Source organism: Actinoallomurus sp. NPDC050550, assembly GCF_040655075.1.
Taxonomy (GTDB): Bacteria; Actinomycetota; Actinomycetes; order Streptosporangiales; family Streptosporangiaceae; genus Actinoallomurus.
Genome location: NZ_JBFAJC010000009.1, coordinates 1 through 26,059, shown reverse-complemented (window position 1 = coordinate 26,059; position 26,059 = coordinate 1). Strand labels below are relative to the sequence as shown.

21 protein-coding genes are annotated in these 26,059 nt (G+C 70.9%); 18 read left to right on the top strand and 3 right to left on the bottom strand.

The window, feature by feature from the left end; translation table 11 throughout:
- Positions 1 to 80: 80 nt before the first annotated feature.
- The 13 genes from AB0I04_RS14765 (at position 81) to AB0I04_RS14705 (ending at position 13,844) form a co-directional block, all read left to right on the top strand.
- Entirely contained in the window at positions 81 to 809 is a 729-nt protein-coding gene (locus AB0I04_RS14765) for a GntR family transcriptional regulator (RefSeq protein WP_360883959.1), read from the top strand.
- 6 nt (positions 810 to 815) lie between these two features.
- A complete protein-coding gene (locus tag AB0I04_RS14760) occupies positions 816 to 1,949 on the top strand; it encodes an LLM class flavin-dependent oxidoreductase (protein WP_360883956.1) in 1,134 nt (377 codons plus the stop codon).
- A 2-nt stretch (positions 1,950 to 1,951) separates the two neighbouring features.
- Positions 1,952 to 2,551, top strand: coding sequence for an amino acid synthesis family protein (locus AB0I04_RS14755; protein WP_360883953.1), 600 nt, complete (start codon positions 1,952 to 1,954; stop codon positions 2,549 to 2,551).
- Positions 2,548 to 3,099 carry an amino acid synthesis family protein gene (locus tag AB0I04_RS14750; protein ID WP_360883950.1) on the top strand — a complete coding sequence of 184 codons (552 nt, stop codon included), beginning with the start codon at positions 2,548 to 2,550 and terminating at the stop codon, positions 3,097 to 3,099. Before AB0I04_RS14755 ends, AB0I04_RS14750 begins: the two co-directional genes overlap by 4 nt.
- The gene (locus tag AB0I04_RS14745) at positions 3,096 to 3,896 is read left to right on the top strand and encodes an alpha/beta fold hydrolase (RefSeq protein WP_360883947.1); all 801 of its coding nucleotides are present in this window, start codon (positions 3,096 to 3,098) and stop codon (positions 3,894 to 3,896) included. The genes AB0I04_RS14750 and AB0I04_RS14745 overlap by 4 nt, the downstream gene beginning before the upstream one ends.
- Positions 3,844 to 5,340 (top strand): aldehyde dehydrogenase, encoded by a 1,497-nt coding sequence (locus tag AB0I04_RS14740; protein ID WP_360883944.1) that lies wholly within the window; start codon positions 3,844 to 3,846, stop codon positions 5,338 to 5,340. Before AB0I04_RS14745 ends, AB0I04_RS14740 begins: the two co-directional genes overlap by 53 nt.
- 79 nt (positions 5,341 to 5,419) lie before the next feature.
- Positions 5,420 to 5,845, top strand: coding sequence for an ester cyclase (locus AB0I04_RS14735; protein WP_360883942.1), 426 nt, complete (start codon positions 5,420 to 5,422; stop codon positions 5,843 to 5,845).
- Positions 5,842 to 6,372, top strand: coding sequence for a flavin reductase family protein (locus AB0I04_RS14730; RefSeq protein WP_360883939.1), 531 nt, complete (start codon positions 5,842 to 5,844; stop codon positions 6,370 to 6,372). Before AB0I04_RS14735 ends, AB0I04_RS14730 begins: the two co-directional genes overlap by 4 nt.
- A gap of 56 nt (positions 6,373 to 6,428) precedes the next feature.
- Positions 6,429 to 8,756: a LuxR C-terminal-related transcriptional regulator gene (locus AB0I04_RS14725; RefSeq protein ID WP_360884571.1), complete on the top strand. Its 2,328-nt coding sequence runs from the start codon at positions 6,429 to 6,431 to the stop codon at positions 8,754 to 8,756.
- A 190-nt stretch (positions 8,757 to 8,946) separates the two neighbouring features.
- Positions 8,947 to 9,789: a nitrilase-related carbon-nitrogen hydrolase gene (locus tag AB0I04_RS14720; protein ID WP_360883937.1), complete on the top strand. Its 843-nt coding sequence runs from the start codon at positions 8,947 to 8,949 to the stop codon at positions 9,787 to 9,789.
- Between the two features lie 30 nt (positions 9,790 to 9,819).
- Entirely contained in the window at positions 9,820 to 11,226 is a 1,407-nt protein-coding gene (gene hydA, locus AB0I04_RS14715) for a dihydropyrimidinase (protein WP_360883934.1), read from the top strand.
- A gap of 14 nt (positions 11,227 to 11,240) precedes the next feature.
- The gene (locus AB0I04_RS14710; RefSeq protein ID WP_360883932.1) at positions 11,241 to 12,260 is read left to right on the top strand and encodes a TIGR03842 family LLM class F420-dependent oxidoreductase; all 1,020 of its coding nucleotides are present in this window, start codon (positions 11,241 to 11,243) and stop codon (positions 12,258 to 12,260) included.
- A 30-nt stretch (positions 12,261 to 12,290) separates the two neighbouring features.
- Positions 12,291 to 13,844, top strand: a complete 1,554-nt coding sequence (locus tag AB0I04_RS14705; protein WP_360883929.1) for an NCS1 family nucleobase:cation symporter-1 — start codon at positions 12,291 to 12,293, stop codon at positions 13,842 to 13,844.
- Here the strand turns inward: AB0I04_RS14705 and AB0I04_RS14700 are convergent.
- The gene (locus tag AB0I04_RS14700) at positions 13,769 to 14,344 is read right to left on the bottom strand and encodes an endo-1,4-beta-xylanase (protein ID WP_360883926.1); all 576 of its coding nucleotides are present in this window, start codon (positions 14,342 to 14,344) and stop codon (positions 13,769 to 13,771) included. The two genes, AB0I04_RS14705 and AB0I04_RS14700, sit on opposite strands and share 76 nt — an antisense overlap.
- A gap of 345 nt (positions 14,345 to 14,689) precedes the next feature.
- Here AB0I04_RS14700 and AB0I04_RS14695 point away from each other — a divergent pair, with 345 nt between their 5' ends.
- Entirely contained in the window at positions 14,690 to 18,988 is a 4,299-nt protein-coding gene (locus AB0I04_RS14695; RefSeq protein ID WP_360883923.1) for an HAD-IC family P-type ATPase, read from the top strand.
- Here AB0I04_RS14695 and AB0I04_RS14690 read toward each other — a convergent pair whose 3' ends face one another.
- Complete coding sequence (locus AB0I04_RS14690; protein ID WP_360883919.1) at positions 18,989 to 20,749, bottom strand: PucR family transcriptional regulator; 1,761 nt, start codon at positions 20,747 to 20,749, stop codon at positions 18,989 to 18,991.
- A 92-nt stretch (positions 20,750 to 20,841) separates the two neighbouring features.
- Here AB0I04_RS14690 and AB0I04_RS14685 point away from each other — a divergent pair, with 92 nt between their 5' ends.
- The 3 genes from AB0I04_RS14685 to AB0I04_RS14675 all read left to right on the top strand — a co-directional run bounded on the left by AB0I04_RS14685 (position 20,842) and on the right by AB0I04_RS14675 (position 23,845).
- A complete protein-coding gene (locus AB0I04_RS14685; protein ID WP_360883916.1) occupies positions 20,842 to 22,032 on the top strand; it encodes a transposase in 1,191 nt (396 codons plus the stop codon).
- Positions 22,033 to 22,211: 179 nt separating this feature from the next.
- Positions 22,212 to 23,006, top strand: a complete 795-nt coding sequence (locus AB0I04_RS14680; RefSeq protein ID WP_360883914.1) for a maleylpyruvate isomerase family mycothiol-dependent enzyme — start codon at positions 22,212 to 22,214, stop codon at positions 23,004 to 23,006.
- 11 nt (positions 23,007 to 23,017) lie between these two features.
- Entirely contained in the window at positions 23,018 to 23,845 is an 828-nt protein-coding gene (locus AB0I04_RS14675; protein WP_360883911.1) for an alpha/beta hydrolase, read from the top strand.
- 9 nt (positions 23,846 to 23,854) lie between these two features.
- Here AB0I04_RS14675 and AB0I04_RS14670 read toward each other — a convergent pair whose 3' ends face one another.
- Entirely contained in the window at positions 23,855 to 24,517 is a 663-nt protein-coding gene (locus tag AB0I04_RS14670) for an SAM-dependent methyltransferase (protein ID WP_360883908.1), read from the bottom strand.
- A gap of 673 nt (positions 24,518 to 25,190) precedes the next feature.
- Between AB0I04_RS14670 and AB0I04_RS14665 the strand changes: the two genes are divergently transcribed.
- The gene (locus AB0I04_RS14665) at positions 25,191 to 25,676 is read left to right on the top strand and encodes a hypothetical protein (protein ID WP_360883905.1); all 486 of its coding nucleotides are present in this window, start codon (positions 25,191 to 25,193) and stop codon (positions 25,674 to 25,676) included.
- The last annotated feature ends 383 nt before the right edge of the window (positions 25,677 to 26,059 follow it).

The window sequence follows — 26,059 nt, the reverse complement described above, 5'->3', positions numbered from 1 at the left end:
AACGGGATCTACCTGGGAAAGAAGGTAATGCTCCCGAAACGTCTTGACGGACAGCGACGACCAACTTACCGTCTCGTACCATGCAAGAGACCTCCAGAACGGCCGATCCCGGGAGACAGGCGCGACGCAACGGCGGCGTCAGCATCCAGGCCGGCGTCGCCGACAAACTCCGCCGGAAGATCACCATGGGCGACCTCACCCCCGGGTCGGGCCTGTCCGAGGTGGCCCTCGCCGAGGAGTTCGGCGTCAGCCGCACGCCGATCCGCGAGGCTCTCAAGCAGCTGCAGACGGAGGGGCTCGTCGAGATCCGGCCGCGCGTGGGCACCTTCGTCTCCACGCCGTCCCGGCGGGAGATCACCGAGCTGTTCCAGATGAAGGAGCTGCTGGAGGCCGCCGCCGCCCGCCTGCTGGCCTTCCGCGGGCAGGTTCCCGAGCTCGACCGGCTCCGCGCCAGCGTCCGCGCGGCCGACGCGGCGGTCGCCGCCGGTGACGTGGAAGGCTACGCCGAGCTGGTGCACGAGTTCCACGAACTGCTCATCGAGGGCGCGGACAACGGCAAGCTCGAGGCCCACTACCGCGTCCTGATGAACCAGCTGGCATACCACCGCCTGGTGCGCACGTCCCTCTCGCAGCCGAGGCGGCTGGCCAACTCGAACGCCGAGCACCACCGCGTTCTGGAGTACATCGAGGCCAAGGACGGCGATGGCGCCGAACGCGTGATGCGCGAACACGTCCGGGCGAGCCATCAGGCGCTCGTGGCCGGAATCGAGACTCAGGACCGCTCCAGCGCGGATGAAGAGGAAAGGTGACCCCCTATGCGCTTCTCGATCTTCCATAACCTCGGCGCGCCGGGACGATTGGGCGAATATCACCAGGTCATGGATGAGGCACGGGAGTTCGCCCGCGCCGCCGACGAGGCCGGGTTCTGGTCGATCTGGTACACCGAGCACCATTTCGGCCACGAAGGATTCGAGATCACGCCGAACCCGGTGCTCATGGGGGCGGACATCGCCGCCCGTACGAGCCGCATCCGGATCGGGCAGGCGGCCAACATCGCCACCTTCTGGCATCCGCTGCGCCTCGCGGAGGACATCGCGATGCTCGACCGGCTGTCCGGCGGCCGGGTGGAGGTCGGAGTCGGCCGGGGGCTGTACGGCCGGGAGGCCCTGAACCTCAACGCGCTGGCCGATCCGCGCGATGAGGAGCAGAACCGCGCGCTGTTCGAGGAGACCCTCGAGATCATGCAGCAGGCGTGGAGCGGTGAGTTCTTCGCGCACAAGGGCCGGTTCTACGAGTTCCCCGCCCCGGGTGTCCGCTGGAGCCACCCGCTCTCCCCCGCGACCCCCGACTACACCGAGGACGGCGTCATCACCAAGATGGCCGTCACCCCGCGGCCGCTGCAGTCGCCCATGCCGCTGTGGCAGGTCATCGACTCTCCCCGGTCGATCAAGTGGGCGGCCGAGCGCGGCATCCAGGGCATGTTCTGGCTTCCGCCGGTCTCGGCGCTCAAGGAGCGCTTCGCGTTGTACCGGGACGCCGCGAGTGAGGCGTCCGGCCGCGAGTACGCGCTCGGCGAGGGCATCGGGCTGGTCCGCGACGTCTACGTCGCCGACACGATGGAGCAGGCCCGGCGGGAGTTCGAAGAGGCGGTGATGACCACCTACCGGTGGATCATGCACTGGCGGGGGCTGCGCAACCTCATGAACGCCGGCGAGGAGCTCACCGACGAGCACGAGCTGTCGTTCGACTTCCTGTTCCCGCGCAACATGCTCGTCGGCACCCCCGAGTACGTCGCCGAGAAGATCGCCGAGCTGCGGGAGGAGATCAATCTCCAGCACCTGCTCCTGTGGACGACCCATCCTGGCCTGCCGCACCGGAACGCCATGCGGAGCCTGGAGCTGTTCGCCGAGAAGGTCATGCCGCAGTTCTCCGGGCCACAGGGCGGCTGACCGTGGACCCGCTCATCCGCAAGATCGTGATGATGACCGAGGACGTCGTCGCCGAACTCGGCCGCCCGGTCGACCGGATCAGCCGCCGCGCCGTGGCCGCCGCGGTCATCCGCAACCCGTGGCACGGCCGCGGACACGTCGCCGATCTCCAGCCCGAGGTCCGCGACGTGGCGCCCCACCTCGCCCGGGCGCTGACCGGCCGGCTGATCGAGGCGCTGGGCGGCGCCGACCGGATCGAGGCGTTCGGCAAGGCGGCCATCGTCGGCGTGGACGGCGAGACCGAGCACGGCTCCGCGCTGATCCACACCCCGTACTTCGGCGATGTCCTCCGCGACGCCGTGGACGGTACCTCGATCATCGTCTTCTCCGAGCAGCGCGCCGCTCCGGGCACACCGCTCACCGTGCCGATGTGGCACAAGACCGCGAGCGCCACCCGCTCGCACTACCAGACCGTGGAGATCCGGGTCGGCGACGCTCCGCGCCCCGACGAGATCGTCGTCATCGCCGCCGCGTCGTCCGGTTCGCGGCCCAACGCCCGCATCGGCGACCGCACCACCGACTCCGCCGTCGAGATCACCGAATTGGAGGGCGCCACCCCATGAACGTCCGGAAGATCGTCACCTTCGTCGAAGAGATCCATTCCGAGGGCGGCAACGCCGTACGGCCCGCCGCCCGCACCGCGGTCGTCCTCGCCGTCATCGAGAACCCCTGGGCGGGCGAGGGATTCGTCGACGACCTGGGCCCGTTGATCGACAAGGTGGCCCCCGAGCTGGGCGCCCTGCTCGCCCCACGTGTCGTCGAGGCTCTCGGGGCTCCGGTCGAGGCGTACGGCAAGGCCGCGATCGTCGGGCTGGACGGAGAGATCGAGCACGGCTCCGCGCTGATCCACACCCTGAAGTTCGGCGACCACTTCCGTACGGCGGCGAACGCGACCACGCTGCTGCCCGCCGTCGAGAAACGCGCCCCGGCGGGGACCGTGTTCGACATTCCGCTCAAGCACGTCACCGACGCGACGACGCGGTCGCACCATCAGACCGTCGAGGCGCGGGTCGCCGACGCGCCCCGCGCCGACGAGATCGTCGTCGGTCTCGCCGCCGCCGCGCAGGGACGGCCACAGGCGCGGCTCGCACCACTGTCGAGCGAGCAGTGATCCAGCACCGGACGACCGGGCAGGGCCCGGACCTCGTGCTGATCCACGGGGTCGGGCTCGACCGGTCGATGTGGGACCGATGTCTGCCGGAGCTCACGCGGCACCATCGGGTCACGGTCGTCGACCTTCGCGGTCACGGCCGTTCGCCGCGGGCCGAGCCGGGCGTCACGGCGGCCGATCTGGCGGCCGACATCGCCGAGGTGGCGGCCGGCTCCTCCCATGTCGTCGGATTCTCGCTCGGCGCCCTCGTCGCCCAGGAGCTCGCGCTCGCCGCCCCGGCCCGCGTGCGCAGCCTCACGCTGGTCAGCTCGGTCGCCGGCCGCGGCGAGGATGAGGCCGCCGCGGTGCGCGCCCGGCTCGAGGGGGCCGCCGCCGATTTCAAGGGCGCCGCCCGCGCGGCGGTGGAGCGCTGGTTCTCCGACGAGTGGACCGCCCGGGAGCCGCAGTTGCGCCGCGAGGTGCTCGCCACGCTTCTCGCCAACGACCGGGCGTCGTACCTCGCCTGCTATGCGGTCTTCGCCACCGCCGACCGGGACCTGTGGCACCGCCTCGGCGAGATCTCCGCCCCCACCCTGGCCGTGACCGGATCGGACGATCCCGGCTCCACGCCCGCGATGACCCGGCGCCTCGCCGCGGCGATCCCGGGGGCCAGGTCCCTGATCATCCCCGGAGCACGGCACCTGCTGCCGCTCGAGCGGCCCGCCGAGCTCTGCCATGCAATCCTCACCCATGTCAGGAGCGCCAGTGCCGACATCCGCCACGAACCTTCCACGGCATCAGCATCACATCGGCGGTGAGCAGGTCGCCCCGGAGAGCGGCGAGTACTTCCCCAGCTTCAATCCCGCGACCGGCCGCCCCTGGTACGAGGCGGCCGACGGGAACGCCGCCGACGTGGACCGCGCCGTGCGCGCCGCCCGCACCGCGTTCGAAGACCCGCGCTGGCGCGGACTGACCGCCACCCGGCGCGGCCGCCTGCTGCGCCGACTCGGCGACCTGATCGGCGAGCACGCCGAGGAGCTCGCCCGGCGCGAGTCGCTGGACAACGGCAAGCTGCTGCGTGAGATGCGCGGGCAGCTGGCCGTGCTGCCGGAGTACTACTACTACTTCGCCGGGATCGCGGACAAGGTCGGCGGCGAGGTGCTGCACACCATGGATCCCGCGATCTTCAACTACACGCGGCGCGAGCCGGTCGGCGTGGTCGGTGCCATCACGCCGTGGAACTCCCCACTGCTGCTCACCTCTATGAAGCTCGCGCCGGCGCTCGCGACCGGCAACACCGTCGTCGTCAAACCGTCCGAGCACACCTCCGCCTCCCTGCTGGGGCTGGTCGCGCTGCTGGACGAGGCGGGTTTCCCGCCCGGCGTCGTCAACGTCGTCACCGGGCATGGGCGCGGGGCGGGCGCCGCGCTGGTCGAGCATCCGGGTGTCGACAAGGTCGCTTTCACCGGCAGTACGGAGACCGGGCGGGCCATCGCCGGGATCGCCGGCTCCCGGCTGGCCCGCGTCAGCCTCGAGCTCGGCGGCAAGTCGCCGAACATCGTCTTCGCCGACGCGGACCCGCGCAGCGCCGCCATGGGGATCGTCGCGGGCATCTTCGCCGCCGGCGGGCAGACCTGTGTCGCGGGATCGCGCGCGTTCCTGCACGAGGACGTGCACGACGAGGTGCTGAGCCTGGTCACCGAGCGGGCGGCCGCGATCCGCCTCGGCGATCCGCTGGACGACGCCACCGAACTCGGCCCGCTGGCCCTCCGCGAACAGCTGGAGAAGGTCCGCCACTACGTCGGGATCGGCCTGGAGGAGGGCGGCAAGGTCGTGCTCGGCGCCGCCGAACCCGAAGGACTCGGGGACGGCTGGTACTACCAGCCGACGATCTTCACCGAGACCGACAACACGATGCGCATCTGTCAGGAGGAGATCTTCGGACCGGTACTGACCGTCATGCGCTTCCGGGACGAGGAGGAGGCGGTCGCGCTCGCCAACGCCACCTCGTACGGGCTGGCGGCCGGCGTCTGGACCCGCGACCTCGCCCGCGCCCACCGGATGGCGGCCGCCATCGACGCGGGCACGGTGTGGGTCAACACCTACCGCGCCATGTCACCGCTGTCGCCGCTCGGCGGTTTCAAGCAGAGCGGCCTCGGCAAGGAGAACGGACCCGAGGTGATTCATGAGTACACCCGCGTCAAGAGCGTCTGGATCAACACCAGCGACGAGCCCATGGCCGACCCCTTCGTCATGCGCTGACCCCGGCGGATCGGGGTGGAACGGGGCGGCGGGACGCCACGGGCCCGGCCGGCACGACGAGCACCATCGGGACGGGATCATGAACGCCACTGAGCACCGGAAGCAGCGGATCGCCGACGTCTGGCACCGCGCCTGGAACGACGGCCGGGTCGACGCGCTCGACGAGCTGCTCGCGCCCGGATACGCGCGCCACACACAGTCCGGAGATCAGGACGCCGCGAGCCTGAAGAGGGCCATCACCATGGTCAAGCGGGCGTTTCCCGACCTCATTACCACCATCGACGACCTCATCAGCGAGAATGAGAAGACGGTGGTCCGCTGGCACAGCGTGGGGACCCACCAGGGGGAGTTCCTCGACGTGCCGCCCACCGAACGCGAGGTCGTCGTCTCCGGCATCACCATCGCGCGCTTCGACGGGCCCCTCATCGCCGAGGAGTGGGTCACCTGGGATCCGCGCGACCTCCTGACAACTCTCGGCATCCTGAGCCTCCGGGACGTCACATGACAGACACCACGAACATCGCCTCACCCGTCGTCGACGCCGATCACCTGCGTGCGTTCCACCGCAAGTTCGTCACCGGCGTGACCATCGTCACGACCATGGACCGCGGCGCGCCGCGCGGCCTCGCCGTCAACGCGTTCTCCAGCGTCTCGCTCGACCCGGCGCTGATCCTCGTCTGCGTGGCCAAGACCTCCTCGACCTACGAACCGCTGTTCCGTGCGGAGCGGTTCGCGGTGAACCTCCTCGCCGGCGACCAGGCCGGCGTGGCCCGGCACTTCGCGACCAAGAACCCCGACAAGTTCCGCGACGTGCACTGGCACATGGGCGAGCACGGCAGCCCGATCCTCGACGGAGCGTGTGCCAGCCTCGAGGCCGAGGTCCGCGAACGCGTCCGCGCCGCCACGCACACCATCTTCATCGGCCGGGTCCTCGCCGCGGCCTGTCTCGACGTGGCCCCACTGGTGTACATGGGGGCCGGGTTCTACGACGGGGCCCGGCTCGAGCCGGCCCGGGAAGGGCCCCTGCCCTGATCCGGAGTCCGGCCCGGCCGACGCCGGGCCGGACTCCAGGGAAGCCCGTGCGCGCCATGTCGTCCAACGCCCTGCACCGACGCCGAACGTCGGCCCTGCCCGCGGAGTTGACCAGCTTCGTGGGACGCCGGCAGGAGATCCACGACGTCCGGCGGCTGCTGTCCGAATGCCGGATGGTGACGCTCACCGGTCCCGGCGGGGTCGGTAAGACCCGGCTGTCCCTCAAGGTCGCCGACGGCCTGCAGCGGGCCTTCCCCGACGGAGTGTGGTTCATCGAGCTGGCGTCTCTGGACCGGCCGGAGCTGCTCGTACATGCCATCGTCGAGGCCCTGGAGATCCGCGATCGATCCTCCCGGCCGCCCCTCGACGTGCTCATCGAACACCTCGACGGCACCCGGGCACTGATCGTCCTGGACAACTGCGAGCACTTGGTGCAGGCGTGCGCCGTCCTGGCCGATGCCCTGTTGGCCGCCGTGCCGGAGCTGCGGATCCTCGCCACGAGCCGGCAACCCCTGGGGATCTTCGCCGAGCGGACGCTCACCGTCCCGCCGCTGGCGCTGCCGGACGCCGACGGAGGACGCCTCTCCACGCCCGCCGTCTCCGACGCGATCCGTCTCTTCGGGGACCGGGCCGCGGCGGTGGTGCCCGAATTCGCGATAACGGACGAGAACCGCGACGTGGTCGAGCGGATCTGTCACCGGCTCGACGGCATCCCTCTCGCACTGGAGCTGGCCGCCGTACGGCTGCGGGCGTTGTCCGTGAACGAGCTGCTCGACCGGCTCGACGATCGGTTCCGGCTGCTGTCGGCGAGCTCGAGGGCCGTCCTGCCCCGCCACCAGACCCTGCGAGCCCTGGTCGGCTGGAGCTACGGGCTGTGCGACGAGAACGAGCGCGTGTTGTGGGCGCGGATCTCGGTGTTCAACGGCGGCCTGGACCTCACTGCGGCCGAGGCGGTCTGCTCCGGTGACGGCATCGCCGAGGAGGAGATCGTCGACCTGGTGACCGGGCTGGTGGAGAAGTCCGTCCTGATCCGGGAGGAGGGCCCCTCCGGGGTCCGATACCGGTTGCTCGACGTCATCCGGGCGTACGGCCGGGAACGCCTCGCCGAGTCCGGGCAGGAGGCGACGCTGCGACGCCGCTACCGCGATCACTACCGGAGACTGGCCGCCGACGCGTGCGCCAATCTGTTCGGCTCGTCGCAGGTGGAGTGGTTCACCCGGCTGCGGGCCGACCACCCGAACCTGCGCGCCGCTCTGGAGCACTACCATGCCGATCCGGACGACGCCCCGGCCGGCCTGGGCATGGCCACCGACCTGCTCTATTACTGGATCAGTGGCTACTGCCTCGGTGAGGGCCGCGACTGGCTGGACCGGGGCCTCGCGGCGTGCCCGCGGCCCGACGCCGTCCGGGCTCGGGCCCTGTGGACCTGTGCCTGGGTCGCCATCATCCAGGGCGACCTCGACGCGGCCGGGACGATGCTCGAGGAGGGCCGCGCCATCGGGCAGCGTCTCGGGCTGACGTCGGTCCAGGCGTATGTCGCGCTCTACTCAGGGATGATCGCCGTTTATCGGAACCAGGTCGAAGCGGCGATCCCCTGCTATCGGGAGGCGGTGGCCCTGCACCGGACCACGGGTGACCTGGCCGGTCTGGTGCTCTCGCTCATGCGGCTGGCCCTGGCCCACTCCCTGCGCGGCGAGTCGGCGCGCGCCGTCGCCGCCGCGGAGGAGGGCATCGCCGTGTGCGACGCCCACGGGGAGGTATGGCACAAGGGCTACACGACATTCGCGCTCGGCGTCGAGGTGTGGCGCCAGGGCGACCTGCCGCGCGCCGCCTCCCTGGAACAGGAGAGCCTGCGGTTCAACCACGCGCTCGACGACCGGCTGGGCGTCGCCGTCGGTGAAGAGGTGCTGGCCTGGATCGCCGCCACGGGCGGGAATCACGAGAGAGCCGCCGTGCTCATGGGGATCCGGCAGCGGACCTGGCAGGCGATCAGCGCGCCGCTGTCCGGGTACGGAAATCTCCTCCGGTACCACGACGAGTGCGAGGCCCGTGTCCGCGCCGCCCTCGGCGAGGACGCATTCCGGGCCGCCGTCCGGCGCGGGGCCGCGATGCCCGACGACGAGGCGCTCGCCTACGCCCTCGAACAGCCTTCGCCCTCCTCCGGTCCGTCGGGCGCCGCTCCGGGCTCGCCGCTCACCCGGCGGGAGACGGAGGTCGCCCGGCTCATCGCCAAAGGCATGAGCAACCGGCAGATCGCCAGCGCGCTCGTGGTCGCGGAGCGCACGGCGGAGGGCCACGTCGAGCGGATCCTCCACAAACTCGGCTTCCACTCCAGAACACAGATCGCGCGCTGGCTCATCGAACAAGAGGGAACGGGGAATTAACACCGGACACTTCTGTTCGCAACATGTGCCTGGGCCACATCGTCGCAGATGACGTGGTGGAACATGGAGACAGGATCGCGTTACAGCGTGGCACTGTACGTCCTATCGGCGGGCTCGTAGCGTCAGCCGTCATAGGCGGGCGCTGTCCTTTTCGCCCTTAGGACGACATCTTTTCCGGAGGGAAGATCCGATGAGCCCGATCGTGCGCGCGGCCCTTGTCCAGGCCACCTGGACGGGTGACACCGAGACGATGATCGCGAAACATGAGGAGCACGCCCGCGCGGCCGCCGCGCAGGGTGCGAAGGTCATCGGTTTCCAGGAGGTCTTCAACGCTCCGTACTTCTGCCAGGTCCAGGACGCCGAGCACTACCGGTGGGCCGAGCCGGTGCCGGACGGGCCGACCGTACGACGGATGCAGGCGCTCGCCCGCGAGACCGGCATGGTCATCGTCGTGCCCGTCTACGAGATCGAGCAGTCCGGCTTCTACTACAACACCGCGGCCGTCATCGACGCGGACGGCACCTTCCTCGGCAAGTACCGCAAGCACCACATCCCGCAGGTCAAGGGCTTCTGGGAGAAGTTCTACTTCCGGCCCGGCAACGTGGGCTGGCCGGTGTTCGACACGGCCGTCGGCCGCGTCGGCGTCTACATCTGCTACGACCGGCACTTCCCGGAGGGCTGGCGCGCCCTCGGCCTGGCCGGCGCGCAGCTCGTCTACAACCCGTCGGCGACACATCGGGGGCTGTCGTCGTACCTGTGGAAGCTGGAGCAGCCCGCCGCCGCGGTCGCCAACGAGTACTTCGTCGCCGCGATCAACCGGGTCGGAGTCGAGGAGTACGGCGACAACGACTTCTACGGCACCAGCTACTTCGTCGACCCGCGCGGCCATTTCGTCGGCGACGTCGCCTCGGGCAAGGAGGAGGAGCTCGTCGTCCGCGACCTCGACTTCGGCCTGATCGACGAGGTCCGGCAGCAGTGGGCGTTCTACCGGGACCGCCGCCCGGACGCCTACGGCCCGCTCATCGAACAGTGACCGGCAGAGCCGACCGAGGGAGGTAGCCGCATGGGGACCACCGTGATCCGCGGCGGACTGGTCATCACCGCCGCCGACGAGACGAACGCCGACATCCTCATCGAGTCCGGCCGGGTCACCGCGCTCGCGGCCCGCGACAGCGAGGTCGCGCGGCGCTGGGCGGAGTCCGCCGACCGCGTCATCGACGCCGCCGGCAAGTACGTGATCCCGGGCGGCGTCGACGCCCACACCCACATGGAGCTCCCGTTCGGCGGGACGTCCGCCTCCGACACGTTCGAGACGGGCACCCGCGCGGCCGCGTGGGGCGGCACGACGACGATCGTCGACTTCGCCGTGCAGAGCGTCGGGGAGTCGCTGCGCAGCGGGCTGGACGCCTGGCACGCCAAGGCCGACGGGCAGTGCGCGATCGACTACGCCTTCCACATGATCCTCTCCGACGTCAACGAGGACACCCTGAAGGAGATGGACGGCCTGGTCGACGAGGGCGTCACCAGTTTCAAGCTGTTCATGGCCTACCCGGGCGTCTTCTACAGCGACGACGGCCGGATCCTGCGCGCCATGCAGCGCTCCGCCGGGAACGGCGGGCTGATCATGATGCATGCCGAGAACGGCATCGCGATCGACGTGCTGGTCGAGCAGGCCCTCGCCGCCGGGCGCACCGACCCGCGCTACCACGGCGAGGTCCGCCACGCGCTGCTGGAGGCCGAGGCCACGCACCGCGCGATCCAGCTCGCCCGGGTGGCCGGGGCGCCGCTGTACGTCGTGCACGTCTCGGCGATGGAGGCCGTCGCCGAACTCGCCCAGGCCCGCGACATGGGCCTGCCCGTCTTCGGCGAGACCTGCCCGCAGTACCTCTTCCTGTCCACCGACAACCTTGCCGAGCCGGACTTCGAGGGCGCGAAGTACGTCTGCTCCACGCCGCTGCGGCCCGAGGAGCACCAGGCGTACCTCTGGCGCGGCCTGCGCACCAACGACCTGCAGGTGGTCTCCACCGACCACTGCCCCTTCTGCTTCAAGGGCCAGAAGGAGCTCGGCCTGGGCGACTTCTCGAAGATCCCGAACGGCCTGCCGGGAGTCGAGAACCGCATGGACCTGCTCCACCAGGCGGTCGTCGACGGCCACATCTCCCGGCGCCGCTGGATCGAGATCGCCTGCGCGACCCCGGCCCGGATGTTCGGCCTGTATCCCCGCAAGGGCACGATCGCGCCCGGCGCGGACGCCGACATCGTGATCTACGACCCGGGCGTGACCCAGGTGATGTCCGCCGAGACCCACCACATGAACGTCGACTACTCGGCGTACGAGGGGCGGACCGTCAGCGGCCGGGTCCAGACCGTCCTGTCGCGCGGCGAGGTCGTCATCGACGACCGCTCCTACGCCGGCCGGGCCGGCCACGGCCGGTTCACCGCCCGCGAGACCTGCCAGTACCTCGGCTGAGAAAGGCGCGTGACATGGACTTCGGACTCGTCCTACAGGCCGATCCGCCCGCGTCGGCCGTGATCGAGCTGATGCGCCGCGCCGAGCGGGCCGGCTTCACCCACGGCTGGACCTTCGACTCGGCCGTGCTGTGGCAGGAGCCGTTCGTGATCTACAGCCAGATCCTGGCGCAGACCGAGCGCCTGATCATGGGCCCCATGGTCACGAACCCCGGCACCCGGACGTGGGAGGTGACCGCCTCGACGTTCGCCACCCTCAACTCGATGTTCGGCGACCGGACCATCTGCGGCATCGGACGGGGCGACTCCGCGATGCGCGTGGCGGGCCGCCGACCGAACACCCTCGCCGTCCTCGACGAGGCCATGCACGTCATCCGCGACCTCGCGGAGGGGCGTACGGCGGAGGTCGACGGCACCGCCATCCGCATCCCGTGGGTGCAGGAGGGGTCCCGGCTGCCGGTCTGGATGGCGGCGTACGGGCCGAAGGCCCTGGCCCTGACCGGTGCGAAGGCCGACGGCTTCATCCTCCAGCTCGCCGACGCCTACCTCACCGAGTGGATGGTCAAGGCCGTCCGGGACGCCGCGGTCGCCGCCGGCCGCGACCCCGGCGAGGTCACCATCTGCGTCGCCGCGCCCGCGTACGTCACCGAGGACGACGCGCCTGAGGCTCTGGCGCACGCCCGCGAGCAGTGCCGCTGGTTCGGCGGCATGGTCGGCAACCACGTCGCCGACCTGGTGAGCAGGTACGGCGAGTCGTCCTCGCTCGTGCCCACCGAGCTCACCGACTACATCAAGGCCCGGCAGGGCTACGACTACGCGCACCATGGCCGCTCCGGCAACCCGGACACCGCGTTCGTCCCGGACGAGATCGTCGACCGGTTCTGCCTGATCGGCCCGGCCGAGACCCACATCGCCAAGCTCGCGGCCCTGCGGGATCTCGGCGTCGACCAGTTCGCCGTCTACGACATGCACGACGCCAAGGAATCGACCATCGACGCCTACGGAAAGACGATCATCCCCGCGCTGACCGGCTGACTCTTTCCAGCCCCTCCCGAGGAGTCGCCCATGACCGCCACCTCGCCCTCGCCCGCCGAACCCGCCGTCTCCGGTGGCCGCGTCGAACTCCCGTCCGGCGCGGCCGCGCCCACCGGCCCGTACGCCAATGAGGACCTGCTGCCCGTCCCCATCGCCAAGCGGCGGTGGACGACCTACAACTTCACCGCGCTGTGGGTCGGCATGGCCCACAACCTCGCCTCCTGGACGCTCGCCTCCAGCCTCGTCGCGCTCGGCATGGACTGGAAACAGGCGGTCTTCACGATCGCCCTCGCGAACGTCATCGTCCTCGTGCCGATGCTGCTCACCGGCCACGCCGGGCCGCGCTACGGCATCCCGTTCCCGGTCTTCGCGCGCGCCTCGTTCGGGGTCCGGGGCGCGAACCTGCCCGCGCTGGTCCGCGCCGCCGTCGCCTGCGCGTGGTTCGGCATCCAGACCTGGATCGGCGGGTCCGGCATCTTCCTGCTCGCCGGGAAGCTCCTCGGCGACTGGTGGACCGGCGCCGCCCACGTCGGCGGCTATCCCTGGACGCAGTGGCTGTCCTTCGCGCTGTTCTGGGTACTGCAGATCGCGATCATCGTGCGCGGCATGGAGACGCTGCGCCGCTTCGAGAACTGGGCGGCGCCGTTCGTCATCGTCGGCGCGATCGCGCTGCTGATCTGGATGAGCGTCAAGGCCGGCGGGTTCGGCCCGATCATCGACCAGCCGTCGAAACTCGGGTGGGGCTCGGGCTTCTGGAAGGTCTTCTTCCCGGCTCTCATGGGCATGATCGGCTTCTGGTCGACCCTGTCGCTGAACATCCCCGACTTCACTCGGTACGGCGCGAACCAGCGCGCGCAGTTCTGGGGCCAGGCGCTCGGCCTGCCGACCACGATGACCGCGTTCGCGCTGCTGTCGGTACTGGTGACCTCCGGCTCGCAGGCGGTGTACGGCAAGGCGATCTGGGACCCGATCGAGCTCACCGCCAAGCTCAACAACTGGGCGGGCATCCTGTACGCGCTGGTCACCGTGCTCATCGCGACCCTCTCGGTGAACATCGCGGCCAACGTCGTCTCGCCGGCGTTCGACCTGTCCAACATCGCGCCGCGTCACGTCACCTTCCGCACCGGCGCCCTGATCACCGCCGTCGTCGGCGTCGTCATCTTCCCGTGGAAGCTGCTGGCCAGCCCGCAGGCGTACATCTTCACCTGGCTCGGCACGGTCGGCGGCCTGCTCGGCACCGTGGCCGGAATCCTCATCGCCGACTACTGGGTGCTCCGCCGCACCCGGCTGGACCTGCCCGACCTGTACCGGGCGGAGGGCCGCTACTGGTACGACGGGGGCTGGAACTGGCGGGCCATCGCCGCCTTCGCGGTCGGCGGCGTCCTGGCGATCGGCGGCTCGTACTCCGCCCCCGGCACCGGCCCGTTCCCCGCCGACGGCCTGATCCCGGTGCTCAAGCCACTCGCCGACTACGGCTGGGCCGTCGGCCTCGGCTCGGCGTTCGTCCTTTACATTCTGCTGACCCGCCTGTTCCCGGCCACCCGCCGGATCGCCGACCCGGCCCCGGAGGGCGCGCCGGCGTAGTCCCCCGTCATACGGAACGCTCGGTGAACGGTCGGAGCCGGTCCGCTCCCCCGGTCACCGAGCATTCCGTACTGCCTCGGCGTGGCGCTGATCAGCCGCCGAAGGCGGAGATGACCGAGTAATAGGGAGATGCCGCTCACCCAGCCCGGAAGCTGGTTGTGCCACACCAGCGTGTGGCCGCGGATCTTCATGCCGTGGCTCTGCGCGTGCGCGACGATCGAGTCCGCCGCGCCGAAGTTGAAGGACCCGCGCGACGGCTCCGTCGTGTCCCACTTCATCTCGTTCTCCGGCGTCACGCCGGAGAACTCGGCGTCGAGGGTGCTCGCGTACTGGGACTCGCCGAGGTGGTAGTTGGCGACGGCGGCACCGAACGTCTTGCCCTTCAGCGCGGCGGCGGACTTCAGCGTGCTCGCGGCGTTCGCGGCGACGACCGCCGTCACGGCGGACGGCAGGGCCGAGCGGGTCGTGCGCCGACGGGGCGTGCGGGGGATCTTGATCACTGATCCTGCTCCTCACCTGGAGACGAAGCGGCGTGGCACGCGCGGAGCGCGCGCCCCCTTACTCACGCGGTGGGAGCGTTTCCGACGACAGTAGGACGACCGGCGAAACGCGATCAATCAGACGGCCGGCCGCGCGGGCGGCCGGCCCCTGCGGCTCGGTGATCGAACCGCTCTGGCCTGCGTCGACACCCGCGAATGCGTGACCGGCCGGCCGTCGATGACCGTGAAAGCTACATCGATCGCTGTTGCTCGCGTTAACGATCTCCTTGCCCGGCGTGGGGACTATCCCACCTGGGCTGGGGAAGTATTGCCTGGTCAACGGCATGGTGGCGGGGTGGGTGGGGCGTGATCGGTTCTCTCGGGAGTTCGGCGATGGCGGCCGCGGGACGGTCGCTGAAACTGGCCGCCGGCGGTGTCGCGGTCACCGGATGCGTGGCCGGGCGTGCTGCCCGCTGGACCGGCCGCGGGGCGGGTACGGGTCGCCGTGCCGTGTCCCGGGTCGTCTCGACGATGCGGCCCGGTACGGGCGGGGTGTGGCAGGTGCCCGCCGCGGCCGGTGAGATGAGGCTGCGCGCCGGGGAGATCTTCGTCGTGGCGGCCGGAGAGCTACGCGACGTGGGGCGGCAACGGTTTCGGCGGCGCATGTGGTGCGGTGACGGTGAGGCTCATCTGGAGGTCCGCGGGCTGGCGGGGGCCGATGGGGAGGTGCTCGGCGATGAGATCACCGAGGATCTCGGCCGGCTGAAGGGCGTGCACTGGGCCGAGCTCAACACCGTCACTCAGCAGGTTCTCGTCTCCTTCGACAAGGACCACGTGGATCTCGATACGGTCCTCGGCACCATCGAGGCGGTCGAAGAGGAACACGGCGCGCAGGCACAGCCCTTCTCACGCTCGAAACCGGAGATTCCCGGCGACCCGTCGGCGGAGTACTCGGCGACCGTGGCGCTCGCCTCCGGCCTGGCCGGAGTCGTGCTGGCCACCGCGGGCCGGCTGAGCCTGCGTGCGCTACCCCACCAGGCGATACGGCTGCCTGTCGTGCTCGCCGAGTCCCAGCCGCGGTTGCGCGCCGCGTTGGAGAACCGGCTCGGTAAGACGCACTCGGACCTACTGTTCCAGCTCGTCGATTCCGCTGCCTACGTCGCCACCGCCGATCCGTTCCCGCTGACGGTGGACGTGGCCGCGCGGGTGCTGGGGCTGATGGAGGCGCGATCACGGCGACTGGTCTGGGAGCGGCGGGCACTGGAACTGCGCGCGTATCAGTCCGCGCCGGCCGCCGCACCACGCCCGCCCCGCCCGATACCGCTGCCGCCCGGCCCGATCGAGAATGCCGGCGAGCGGTCCTCGATCGCCGCGCTGGTCGCCGCGGGCGGCGTGCTCGCCTGGACCCGGGATGCCGGCAAGGCCGCGGACCTGCTCCTCGCCACGGTGCCGAAGGCGGCCCGGTCCGGCCGGGAGGGGTTCGCCGCGATGCTCTGCCACGAGCTGAGCCGGGCGGGGACACTGCCGATGAACACCTCCGCGCTCCGGCACCTGGACCGCGTCTCGACGGTGGTCATCGACTCGACGGTGCTCGCCCGCGCCGGTGAACCGGATCCGCTGGCCGACACGTTGATCGGGGCGGCGCGAACCGGCGGACTTCGGGTGCTCTTGACCGAGCATCCGGCCGCCGCCGAATTCGCCTCGTGGGCGGATGAGACGGTTCCGGCCGGGACGGAACTCGCCGACGAGGTCCGCCGGCTGCAGGCGGAGGGTCAGTGCGTGCTCGTGATCAGCGACCGCGACGACGGGGCCCTGGCCGCCGCGGATGTCGGGGTCGCCGTGCTGTCCGGGCCGTGGGTGTGCTGGTCCGCCGATCTCATCTGCGGTTCGGGCCTGGAGCAGGCATGGCGGGTGCTGCGGAGCCTCCAGGTGGCACGGGAGGTCAGCCAACGATCGGCCCGGCTCGCGGTCGGCGGTGGCGCCTTGGGAGCGTTGCTGGCCGCATCGGGCCGGCGGCGCACCCGAGCCGGGCTCGCCCCCGCCCACAGCGCCGCGGGCGTCGCCGTTCTCAGCGGCGCGATCAGCGCTCGGCGGCTGGCCCGGTCGCCCGTACCCGAACCGGAACCGCGAGGCCGCTGGCACGAGATGACCGCTGAGGAGGTACTCCACCGGCTCAGCGAGGCCGCCCCCGGCGTCGAGGACGGGCAACGCGATCGCGAGAAGGCGCGGCCCGGCGGACTGACGACGCAGCTCGCCCATGCGGTGAGCGGGGAGCTACGAGACCCGTTGACGCCGGTACTGGCGCTGGGGGCGGCGGCCTCGGCGATCGTCGGATCGGGCGTGGACGCCGCGCTGGTCGGCGGGGTGATGGCGGGGAACGCGGTGATCGGCGGGCTGCAGCGGGTCCGCGCCGAACGCGCCTTGCGGTCCCTGCTGCTCGGTGAGCGGCTGCCCGCGCGGCTGATCGGCGAAGGCGGGTCCGTCCGGTCCGTGCCCGCCGATCGGCTCAAACCCGGAGACGTCATCGCTCTGCACGGCTCTGACGTCGTCCCCGCGGATGTGCGGCTGCTGGAGTGTGAATGCCTGGAGGTCGACGAGGCCACCCTCACCGGTGAGTCCCTGCCCGTGCCCAAGGACATCGCTGCGACCCCCGGCGCCGATCTCGCGGACCGGTCCTGCATGCTGTACGAGGGCACGACGATCATCACCGGCAGGGCACGCGGAGTGGTCGTCGCGGCCGGTACGGCCACCGAGGCGGGCAGGGCCGCATCGGCCGCCGCCTCGTCGGCTTCCGGCGATGGCACCCAGCCGGTCGGTGTGCAGGCACGCTTGGGAGAACTGACTCGCGTCACCATGCCCACCGCCGGAATCGCGGGTGCCGCGGTGACCGCACTGTCGCTGGCCCATCACGTACCGGTCCGGCAGGCGATCGCCTCCGGCGTCGCGATCGCGGTCGCCGCCGTTCCCGAAGGGCTGCCGCTGGTCGCGACGGTGTCCCAGCTGGCGGCGGCACGGCGACTGTCCAAGTACGGGATCCTGGTGCGGTCACCGCGGACGCTTGAGGCACTCGGGCGCGTCGACACCTTCTGCTTCGACAAGACCGGCACTCTCACCGAAGGCAGACTCACACTCGCTCGCCTGGCCGACATCGACCAGGAGCTGCGCGAGGACGGCCAGCAGGGGCATCGTCTGCTGCGCACCGCCGCCCGCGCCTGCCCAAAGGCCGAAGACGTGATCATCCATGCGACCGACCGGGCCATCGTGGAGCGAGCCGGCGAGCGGCTCGGGCCGGATGAGGACTGGCAGCTGTCGTGGGAGATGCCGTTCGAGACGAACCGGGGATACGCCGCGTCGTGCGGCACGAACTCCCCCGGCCTCGTCCTGGCCGTCAAAGGGGCGCCGGAGGTGATCCTCAGCCGCTGCACCCGCGACCACCGTGGCCGGCTGCTGACGCCGGACCGGTTGCGGGCCGCCACCGCCCGCGTCGAAAGCCTCGCCGCGGACGGGCTGCGGGTCATCGCCGTCGCCGAGACCCACCCCTGTGACGAACCCCTGCCGTGCGACCTCGACGCGCTCGCCCAGGAGCTGACCCTGCTCGGATTCGTCGCGATCGCCGATCTGCCGCGGCCCACCGCGTCGGCGACCATCGAGCGGCTCACGAAGGCCGGCGTCCGGATCACCTTGATCACCGGCGATCATCCGGCCACCGCCACGGCCGTCGCCCGGCAGCTGGGCATTCCCAACGACGACGCGGTACTCACCGGAGCCGAACTCGACCTGCTGTCGGAACAGCAGCGACTCGAGCGGGTGCGCCGCACGAGCGTGTTCGCCCGGGTCTCACCCGAGCACAAGGTCCGCATCGTGCAGGCGTTGCAGCAGGCCGGGCACGTCGTGGCGATGACCGGAGACGGCGCGAACGACGCGGCGGCGATCCGGCTCGCCGATGTCGGAATCGGCATGGCCACCAGGTCGTCCACGGCCGCGCGAGGCGCCGCCGACCTGGTGCTCACCGACCCGGATCCGCTCCGCCTCATCGAGGCCCTCGCCGAGGGACGCGCACTGTGGAGCCGGGTACGCGACGCAGTGTCGATCCTGGTCGGCGGTAACGCCGGGGAGGTCGCCTTCACCCTCCTCGGCACCGCGATCGGCGGCAGGGCACCCCTCAACACCCGGCAACTGCTGCTGGTGAACATGCTCACCGACATGCTGCCGGCCCTCGCCGTCGCGCTCCGAACCGACGATCGTTCGCCCAGCGGACACGGCGACGGGATCCTCGCCGCCGGTCCGGTCACCTTGTCCGGAGCCGACCTGGCACGCACCCTCGCCACCCGCGGCGGCGCCACCGCCCTCGGCGCGAGCCTCGCCTGGTACGCGGGCCGGGTCACCGGCCGCTCCCGCCGAGCCGACACCATGGGCCTGGCGGCACTGGTGAGCACCCAGCTCGGCCAGACCCTGAGCATCGGACGAGGCAACCCACTCGTCCTGGTCACCTGTGTCGCCTCCGCCGCGGTGCTGGTCGGCATCGTGGAGACACCCGGCGTCAGCCACTTCTTCGGCTGCACCCCGCTGGGCCCGATCGCCTGGGGAACCGTCGCCGCGTCCTCGGCAGCCGGCACGGCAGCCGCCGCCATCGCACCACGGATACTCCCACGGGCGGCCGGATAGTCAGGGGCCGGTCCCGCGCTGTCCCTCGTGGGCGAGGAGGGCGACGTACAGGGAGGTGAGGCGCTCCCAGTCCTCCAGGTCGATGCCGAGCAGCGCCTCGATGCGCTGCAGACGACGGTAGAACGTGGGGCGGCTGACGTGGAGCGCCTGGGCGGCGAGGGACTTGTTGCGTCCGGTCTCCATGTAGGTGCGCAGCACACCGAGCAGGGACGGGTCGCGCAGCAGCGGGCCGAGTTCGCGTTCGATGAAGGCCTGGAGCTCCGGATCGTCCCGCAGCAGGCGTACCAGCCCGCGCAGGCGTACGTCGCCCAGCCGTGCCACCGGGCCGGCCGGCGGTGCGGCCACGGCCGCGTCGGCGACGTGGACCGCCTCGACGAAGGACCGGCGCACCTCGTCGAGCATCGAGCAGGCGAAACCGGCGCCCAGCACGGCCCTCCGGCCGCGGGCGTTCAGCGACTCCCCGATGCGCAGGGCGACACGGCACATGGCGGCGTCGGAGTCCTCGCCATACGGGATGCTCAGCAGGGCGGCCGTGCCCTCCTCGCCGATCCGCGCGACGAGCCCGGCCACCTCGGGGACCTCCGACACGGCCCGCTCGATCAGCTCCGGGACGCCGTCGTACTCCGTCTCTCCGGGCCCGTCGGCGAGGAGCCGGACCACCAGCGGGACGAACGTCCGGCGGTTCACCGGCAGGCCGGCGGCCCGTACGCGAGTGAACAACTGCTCGGGCCGGGCCGAGCCGGAGGCCAGGTCGAGCAGCAGCGCCTCCGCCGCCTGCGCCTCCCAGCCGTGGTCGCGGTCGCCGAGGAGGCGGTGCATGGCCAGAGCCTCGGCCGCCCGCGTGCCCAGCACGAGGCCGAACTCGTCGGAGCCGGCGTAGCCGAAGAACACGAGCCGGCCCCACTGCCGGCCACGGGCCTCGAGGGAGACCACGATCCAACCGTCGGGTTCGACGGTGACCGGTCCGCTGCCGGCGAGCTCGGCGACCTGCCGGGACACCCGGTCCCAGTCGCGGAGCAGTTCGCTGAGCGACGCCTTGTCGCCGGCCGAGGCGAGGACCCGCTGCGCGAGGTTGACCAGCACGACGGGACAGCCGCCGTAGCAGGCGATCTCGTCGAGCAGCTGCTGCAACGTCGCCCCGGAGAGGTTCAGCGCTGTGAGCGAGGACCGGATCCGGTCGGACAGGTCCAGGGTGGCGAACCGGCCGTGGAGCAGGCGCGAGTGCACTTCCTCCGTCAGCCGGACGAACGGCGCCGGCCGGTGCAGGATGATCAGCGGCACCCCACAGCGCTCGGCCGCCCGGCGCATGGCCTCCGGCGTGGTCCGGAACGCCCGGCCGAGGCCGAGCACGACGGCGGCGACGTCGGCGCGCCGCATCGACTCGATGTAGTCCGTCTGGACCCGCTCGTCGTCGGCCAGCAGCAGCCCGGTGGTCAGCACCATCTCCCCGCCGGTGAGCATCACGGAGACGTCGGCGGCCTCGGCGACGTGCAGCCAGCGGACCGGCCGGTCGAGGTGTGCCGCACCCGCCACGACCTCCGGCCCCCACGTCGCGACGAAGTCCAGCCCCAGGATGTCGCGGACCGTGAGCCGGGCGGCCACGGTCTCAACCGGGCCGACCTCCGGCGAACCGCTCTCCAGCGGACCGGTCCCCGGCTGCCGACCGTCCCAGGCCGTGGCGTTCGTGTTGCGCGCGTCGCCGTCGCGGCCGGCCGGCCGAGGCGCGGGACGAACGGGCTCGACGTCCCGGCGCGCGTTCATCTGCTTTGCGGCGTGGAGGCCCCGGCCGTCCGGGCGGGGAGGAAACGCCGTTCCCTCCTCGGAGTGTCGGTGGTGTTGGTTAGGGTGCGGGCATGCGGTTCCGGCTTGCGCCCACGCCCGCTCAAGAGCACGCGCTGCTGGACCACTGCACACACGCCCGATATGTGTGGAATCTCGCGGTCGAGCAGCATCAACACTGGCGGCCAGGCCGGAAGAGCGCGCCGGGCTATGGCGAGCAGTCCCGTCAACTGACTGAGGCCCGGAAGGCGTTCGGGTGGCTGGCGGCGGGGTCTCAGACGGTGCAGCAGCAGGCGTTGCGTGACTTCGCCCGGGCCATAGCGGGCTTCTTCGCCGGGACGCATCGGCGGCCCACCTGGCGCAAAACGGGCGTGCACGAGGGGTTCCGGATCGTCGGGCAGCGCGGTCGGCACTGGGATGTGCGCCGCCTGTCCCGCAAGGTCGGTGAGGTGTGGATTCCGAAGGTCGGCTGGGTCCGGCTTCACTGGTCCCGCCAGGTCTCTAAGGAGGCCAAGTCCTTCCGGGTGAACCGGGACCGGGCGGGTCGCTGGCATGTCGCGTTCGCGGTAATCCCCCCACCCATCGACGGCCCCGGCACCGGACAGGTCGTCGGCGTGGACCGCGGCGTCGCCGTCTCGGCCGCCCTGTCCACCGGCGAAAAGCTGTCCGTTCCCGGCCTGCGCGACACCGAAGCCAACCGCCTGCGGCGGTTGCAACGCAGGCTGGCGCGTGCGAATCCGGGGTCGAAGCGACGTGCGCGGGTCAAGACGGCGATCGCCCGGATCAAGGCACGTCAGGCCGACCGGCGCAAGGACTGGGTGGAAAAGGCCTCCACTCGTCTGGCCGCCGATTATGACCTGATCCGGGTCGAGGATCTGAAGATCAAGAACATGGTTCGGTCCGCGCGCGGCACCATCGCCGCGCCGGGCAGCAACGTGCGGGCCAAGGCCGGGCTCAACCGTTCCATCCACGCGGCCGGCTGGGGTCTTCTGGTGACCCGACTGGAGCACAAGGCGCCGGGCCGGGTGGAAAAGATCAACCCCGCGTACACGTCTCAGATTTGTCATGCCTGTGGGCACTGCGCTGCGGACAACCGTGAGAGCCAAGCGGTCTTTCGCTGTCGCGCCTGCGGGCATACCGATCACGCGGATGTGAACGCGGCCAAGAACATCGCGGCAGGACGTGCCGTGACAGCGCGGGGAGCCCTCCAGCCACCAGGCGGGGCCGTGAACCGCGAACCTCAACCTGTTCTCACCTCCGGGTAGGGACCGGGTTGGAATCCCCCGCCTTCAGGCAGGGGAGGACGTCAAGTGCCGATGCTACGTGGTGTCCGCCTCACGGCCGGAGATCTCGGGCCGGGTTCTCCGCCGGAGGCGGGAGGAGCTGGTGACATGATGGCTTCCGCGATGCTCCGTACGATCACGACGCCATTGGGAGACCGAGGATGACAGAGCGGGCCGACCGGAACATCAAGGCGCTGCGCGCCGGCCACGACCTGCTGGCCGCCCGCGTACGCGGGTTCGGCGAGGCCGATCTCACCCGCCCGTCGGGAGCGTCCGAGTGGGATGTCTCCCAGGTGCTGAGCCACCTGGGCAGCGGTGCGGAGATCTCCCTCGCCGTGCTCGACGGCGCGCTGAGCGGCAAGGGCCATCCTGGCGGGGAGTTCAACCAGACCGTCTGGGCGCGGTGGGACGCCATGTCGCCCGCCGAACGCGCCGAGGCGTTCGTGCGCTCGAGCGACGCGCTGGTCGCCCGGTTCGAGGAACTCGACGCTCCGACCCGGGAAGGGCTGCGCGTCGACATGGGATTCCTGCCCGCCCCGGTGGACGTCGCCACTGTGGCCCAGCTGCGCCTCAGCGAGTTCACCCATCACACCTGGGACGTCGAGGTCGCGTTCGACCCGGCGGCGACGCTGTCGCCGGAGGGCACCGAGCTGCTGGTCGACCACGCCGGAATGCTGATCGGTTTTCTCGGCCGGGCCGACGTCCTCGGGGGTCGCCAGGTGACCCTCGCGGTACGGACGACCGCCCCGGAGCGAGAGTTCGGCCTCGCCGTACGCGACGCGGTGACGCTCGTGGACTCCCCCGCCCAGCCCGACGGGGTGCTGACCGCTCCGGCGGAGTGGTGGCTGCGCCTCGTCACCGGCCGGCACGCGCCCGCGCACACGCCGGACTCGGTCACCCTCGACTCGGACGCGATCACTCTCGACGATCTGCGCCGAGTGTTCCCGGGCTTCTGAGAGGGCATCCCGTGCCGCCGTCCTCCGACGTTCTGACCCGTCCGGCACCCGATCCAGACGCGACGGTGGCCTACGGGTGCCTGCCGGACCAGGTCGCCGACCTGCGGTTCCCCCGGGGCGATCGCCCCGCGACGAGGCCGCTCGTGATCATCGTGCACGGCGGTTTCTGGCGTCCCCGCTTCGATCGGGCGCACACCGGCCCGATGGCCGACGACCTGGCCTCCCGCGGCTTCGCCACGGCCGCGATCGAGTACCGCCGCATCGGTCAGGACGGCGGCGGCTGGCCAGGCACCTTCGACGACATCGCCCGCGCCGTCGACACCGTGCCGACGCTCGCGGACAAGGCAGTCCCGGGCGGGATCGGCGCCGTCGTGCTGCTCGGCCATTCCGCGGGAGGGCACCTCGCGCTGTGGGCCGCCTCCCGCGCTCGGCTGCCCGCGTCGGCCCCCTGGCACCTGCCCGAGCCGCCGGGCGTGCGCGGCGTCGTCGCGCTGGCTCCGGTGGCCGACCTCGCCGTGGCATCGGAGCTGGGCCTGAGCGACGGCGCCGCCGACGAGCTGCTCGGCGGCCCCGCGGCCGGTCTGCCCGAGCGGACCGCGCTCGCCGACCCGTCGGCACTGCTGCCCTCGTCGATCCCGTCCGTGCTGGTCCACGGGTCGGCGGACGAGAGTGTCCCGGTCGAGCAGTCTCGGGCGTACGCGCGGGCGGCCCGGACGGCGGGAGACGACTGCACCCTCACCGAGCTGCCCGGCGTCGGCCACTTCGCGGTGATCGACCCGCTCACAGGCGCGTGGCCCGCCGTGCTCGGCGCGCTGTCCCGCCTCCTGGGCGCCGGGTGAGAGTGGCGGTCAGGCGTTCTTGCGGGCGACGCCGGCGAGCAGCTTCCCGCCTTCGACGAGCGACTCGTCGGCCCGCCACTTGAAGATGTCGACCACACCGGGCTTTAGGAGTTCCAGACCGTCGAAGAAGCGCTCGATCCGCGCCCGGGAGCGCAGAGTGAGCCCGGACGTCACACCGGTGTAGCTGGCCGTGATCTCTTCGACTTCGTCTTCGGAGAACCCCTCCGAGGAGGTCGTGCTCATGACCAGGTGACTGCCGGGCGCCATCCGGGCGCGCAGCGCCGCGAGGACACCGTACGGGTCCTCCTCGTCGGAGACGAAGTGCAGGACCGCCAGGCACAGCACGCCGACCGGCCGGTCGAAGTCGATGAGCTCACGCACGTCGGGGTGGTCCAGGATCTCCTGCGGCCGGCGGATGTCTCCCCCGATCGCGACGACGCCCTTGGGCCGGGCCCGCAGCGCCCGGTTGTGCGCCATCACGATCGGATCGTGGTCGACGTACACCACGCGGGCGTCCGGGTGGATCCGCCGTGCCACCTCGTGCACGTTGGGCGAGGTGGGGATTCCGGTGCCGAGGTCGATGAACTGCCGGACGCCCGCCTCGCCGGTCGCGATGCGGGCAAGCTGCTGGACCGGCCCGTTCAGACCGTTGCACGACACGGAATCATCCACGTCAGCCTCACCGACTGGGGAGACAACCCGCTAGAAACCCGTCTCGAAGACGCGCGGACCCGCAACGCCATCGACAAAGCATTCCGCGCCTACCCCGAACGCTGATCAGAAGGTCAGACGCGGAGCCGACCCGAGAGCGCCGGTTGCGCGATCCGTGAGACGTCCCGAGCTCACGGGCTAGCTACTTGCCCGTCTTGGCCGGCAGGGCTGAGGGGTCGGCGTTGATGCGTGCGACGAGGTCATAGGCGGGCCGCAGGGACGTTACGACGCGCTGTGTGCCACCAGGTACGGCGGAGTGAGGAGCCACGGCTGCACGCCGAATCGTGGACGCCGTGCACGAGGTGGCCGAGCGGTGAGAGCGCAAACCTGGTCTAGGCCAGGTCCACGGCGGGGTAGCTGATCGTCGTCACATCACGCCCCCGGAGATCCATCAGAACGATCTCCAGCGTAGAAGGCGTGGAGCGAGCGCGATCAAGGTGTGGCCCGATCAGGCCATGGAACCGAGCCGACAACGAGGGACCGCAGGCGATCGTTTAAGTCGAGGACTTAAACGATCGCATCTCCCTTGACCGCTGTACACAATGGCGAGGCCCGAACGCCCAGAAGAGGTAAACGGGCACCAGCCCAAGAACCCGCGAGAGCCAGCGAGTGGATGCGGAAGGTAAGGAACAAAATGCAGATGCTCAAAAGAAAGATCATTACGCTTACAGCTCTGACTGCGCCGCTCATCGCGACACTGGTGGGCCTCGCGCCCTCCGCGTCCGCGTCGTATCAAAACGGCGAGATGTTCAACATCACAAAGAGCCAATGCCTCGACGCCGGTGGTGGCTGGCTTAGTGCCTGGAACTGCAACGGATCACCGGTGCAGATCTGGACCAACATCTCCAACGTGTCCGGACAAATTCAATTTCGAGCCAACAGTGGGCAATGCATCGACGCAGGCCAGCCCAATGGCCTTTTCTCATGCAACGGCGGCAACTGGCAGAAGTTCACCGCGACTTGGGTAGGGGGGCCGATCGACGGCCGGTACTACCAAGTGTTCCGCAACGTGCAAGACCCTTATGCTTGCATCGACGCCATCACCGGCGACGGGGGTCCCTCGACCGGGATCGGCAACTGCAGAGACAATTACACGTACCAGTGGTGGTCGTGGCAGTAGTCTGATTTCCACGGCTGGTTGGGCGCTCCTTGGGGACCCATTCCCGCCGCCGTCACCGCGCTCACCCTGGCCGCGCCTGCCCACGCCGACACCACTGATCTGGTAGCCATCCTCCTGTGATCTGATGGCCATCGTGCAGGGCCTCATCATTAAGCCCGGCTCCTAGACTGGCCGGGTGGCCCAAAGCGTCCACTGGCGCGGCTTGCGGCGAGCCTCCGACGGGGTCACACACTCGGTCATTGCGGGCAGCGGCACACCGTGCCCGTTCGCCCCGGCAAGGCTAAGCGCCCCCGCCCTCACCGCAAGCCAAGCCAGTGGCCGCCCCGGTCCACCCTCCCCCCCCGGGGGGGGGGGGGCGCGCCCCGCCCCCGCCCCCGCGGGCG

Excerpts from the sequence above, each read along its gene's own strand:
- AB0I04_RS14765 (WP_360883959.1), top strand. The coding sequence starts at position 81 with ATGCAAGAGACCTCCAGAACGGCCGATCCCGGGAGACAGGCGCGACGC.
- AB0I04_RS14760 (WP_360883956.1), top strand. The coding sequence starts at position 816 with ATGCGCTTCTCGATCTTCCATAACCTCGGCGCGCCGGGACGATTGGGC.
- AB0I04_RS14750 (WP_360883950.1), top strand. The coding sequence starts at position 2,548 with ATGAACGTCCGGAAGATCGTCACCTTCGTCGAAGAGATCCATTCCGAG.
- AB0I04_RS14735 (WP_360883942.1), top strand. The coding sequence starts at position 5,420 with ATGAACGCCACTGAGCACCGGAAGCAGCGGATCGCCGACGTCTGGCAC.
- AB0I04_RS14730 (WP_360883939.1), top strand. The coding sequence starts at position 5,842 with ATGACAGACACCACGAACATCGCCTCACCCGTCGTCGACGCCGATCAC.
- AB0I04_RS14725 (WP_360884571.1), top strand. The coding sequence starts at position 6,429 with ATGTCGTCCAACGCCCTGCACCGACGCCGAACGTCGGCCCTGCCCGCG.
- AB0I04_RS14720 (WP_360883937.1), top strand. The coding sequence starts at position 8,947 with ATGAGCCCGATCGTGCGCGCGGCCCTTGTCCAGGCCACCTGGACGGGT.
- hydA (WP_360883934.1), top strand. The coding sequence starts at position 9,820 with ATGGGGACCACCGTGATCCGCGGCGGACTGGTCATCACCGCCGCCGAC.
- AB0I04_RS14710 (WP_360883932.1), top strand. The coding sequence starts at position 11,241 with ATGGACTTCGGACTCGTCCTACAGGCCGATCCGCCCGCGTCGGCCGTG.
- AB0I04_RS14705 (WP_360883929.1), top strand. The coding sequence starts at position 12,291 with ATGACCGCCACCTCGCCCTCGCCCGCCGAACCCGCCGTCTCCGGTGGC.
- AB0I04_RS14690 (WP_360883919.1), bottom strand. The coding sequence starts at position 20,749 with ATGAACGCGCGCCGGGACGTCGAGCCCGTTCGTCCCGCGCCTCGGCCG.
- AB0I04_RS14685 (WP_360883916.1), top strand. The coding sequence starts at position 20,842 with ATGCGGTTCCGGCTTGCGCCCACGCCCGCTCAAGAGCACGCGCTGCTG.
- AB0I04_RS14680 (WP_360883914.1), top strand. The coding sequence starts at position 22,212 with ATGACAGAGCGGGCCGACCGGAACATCAAGGCGCTGCGCGCCGGCCAC.
- AB0I04_RS14665 (WP_360883905.1), top strand. The coding sequence starts at position 25,191 with ATGCAGATGCTCAAAAGAAAGATCATTACGCTTACAGCTCTGACTGCG.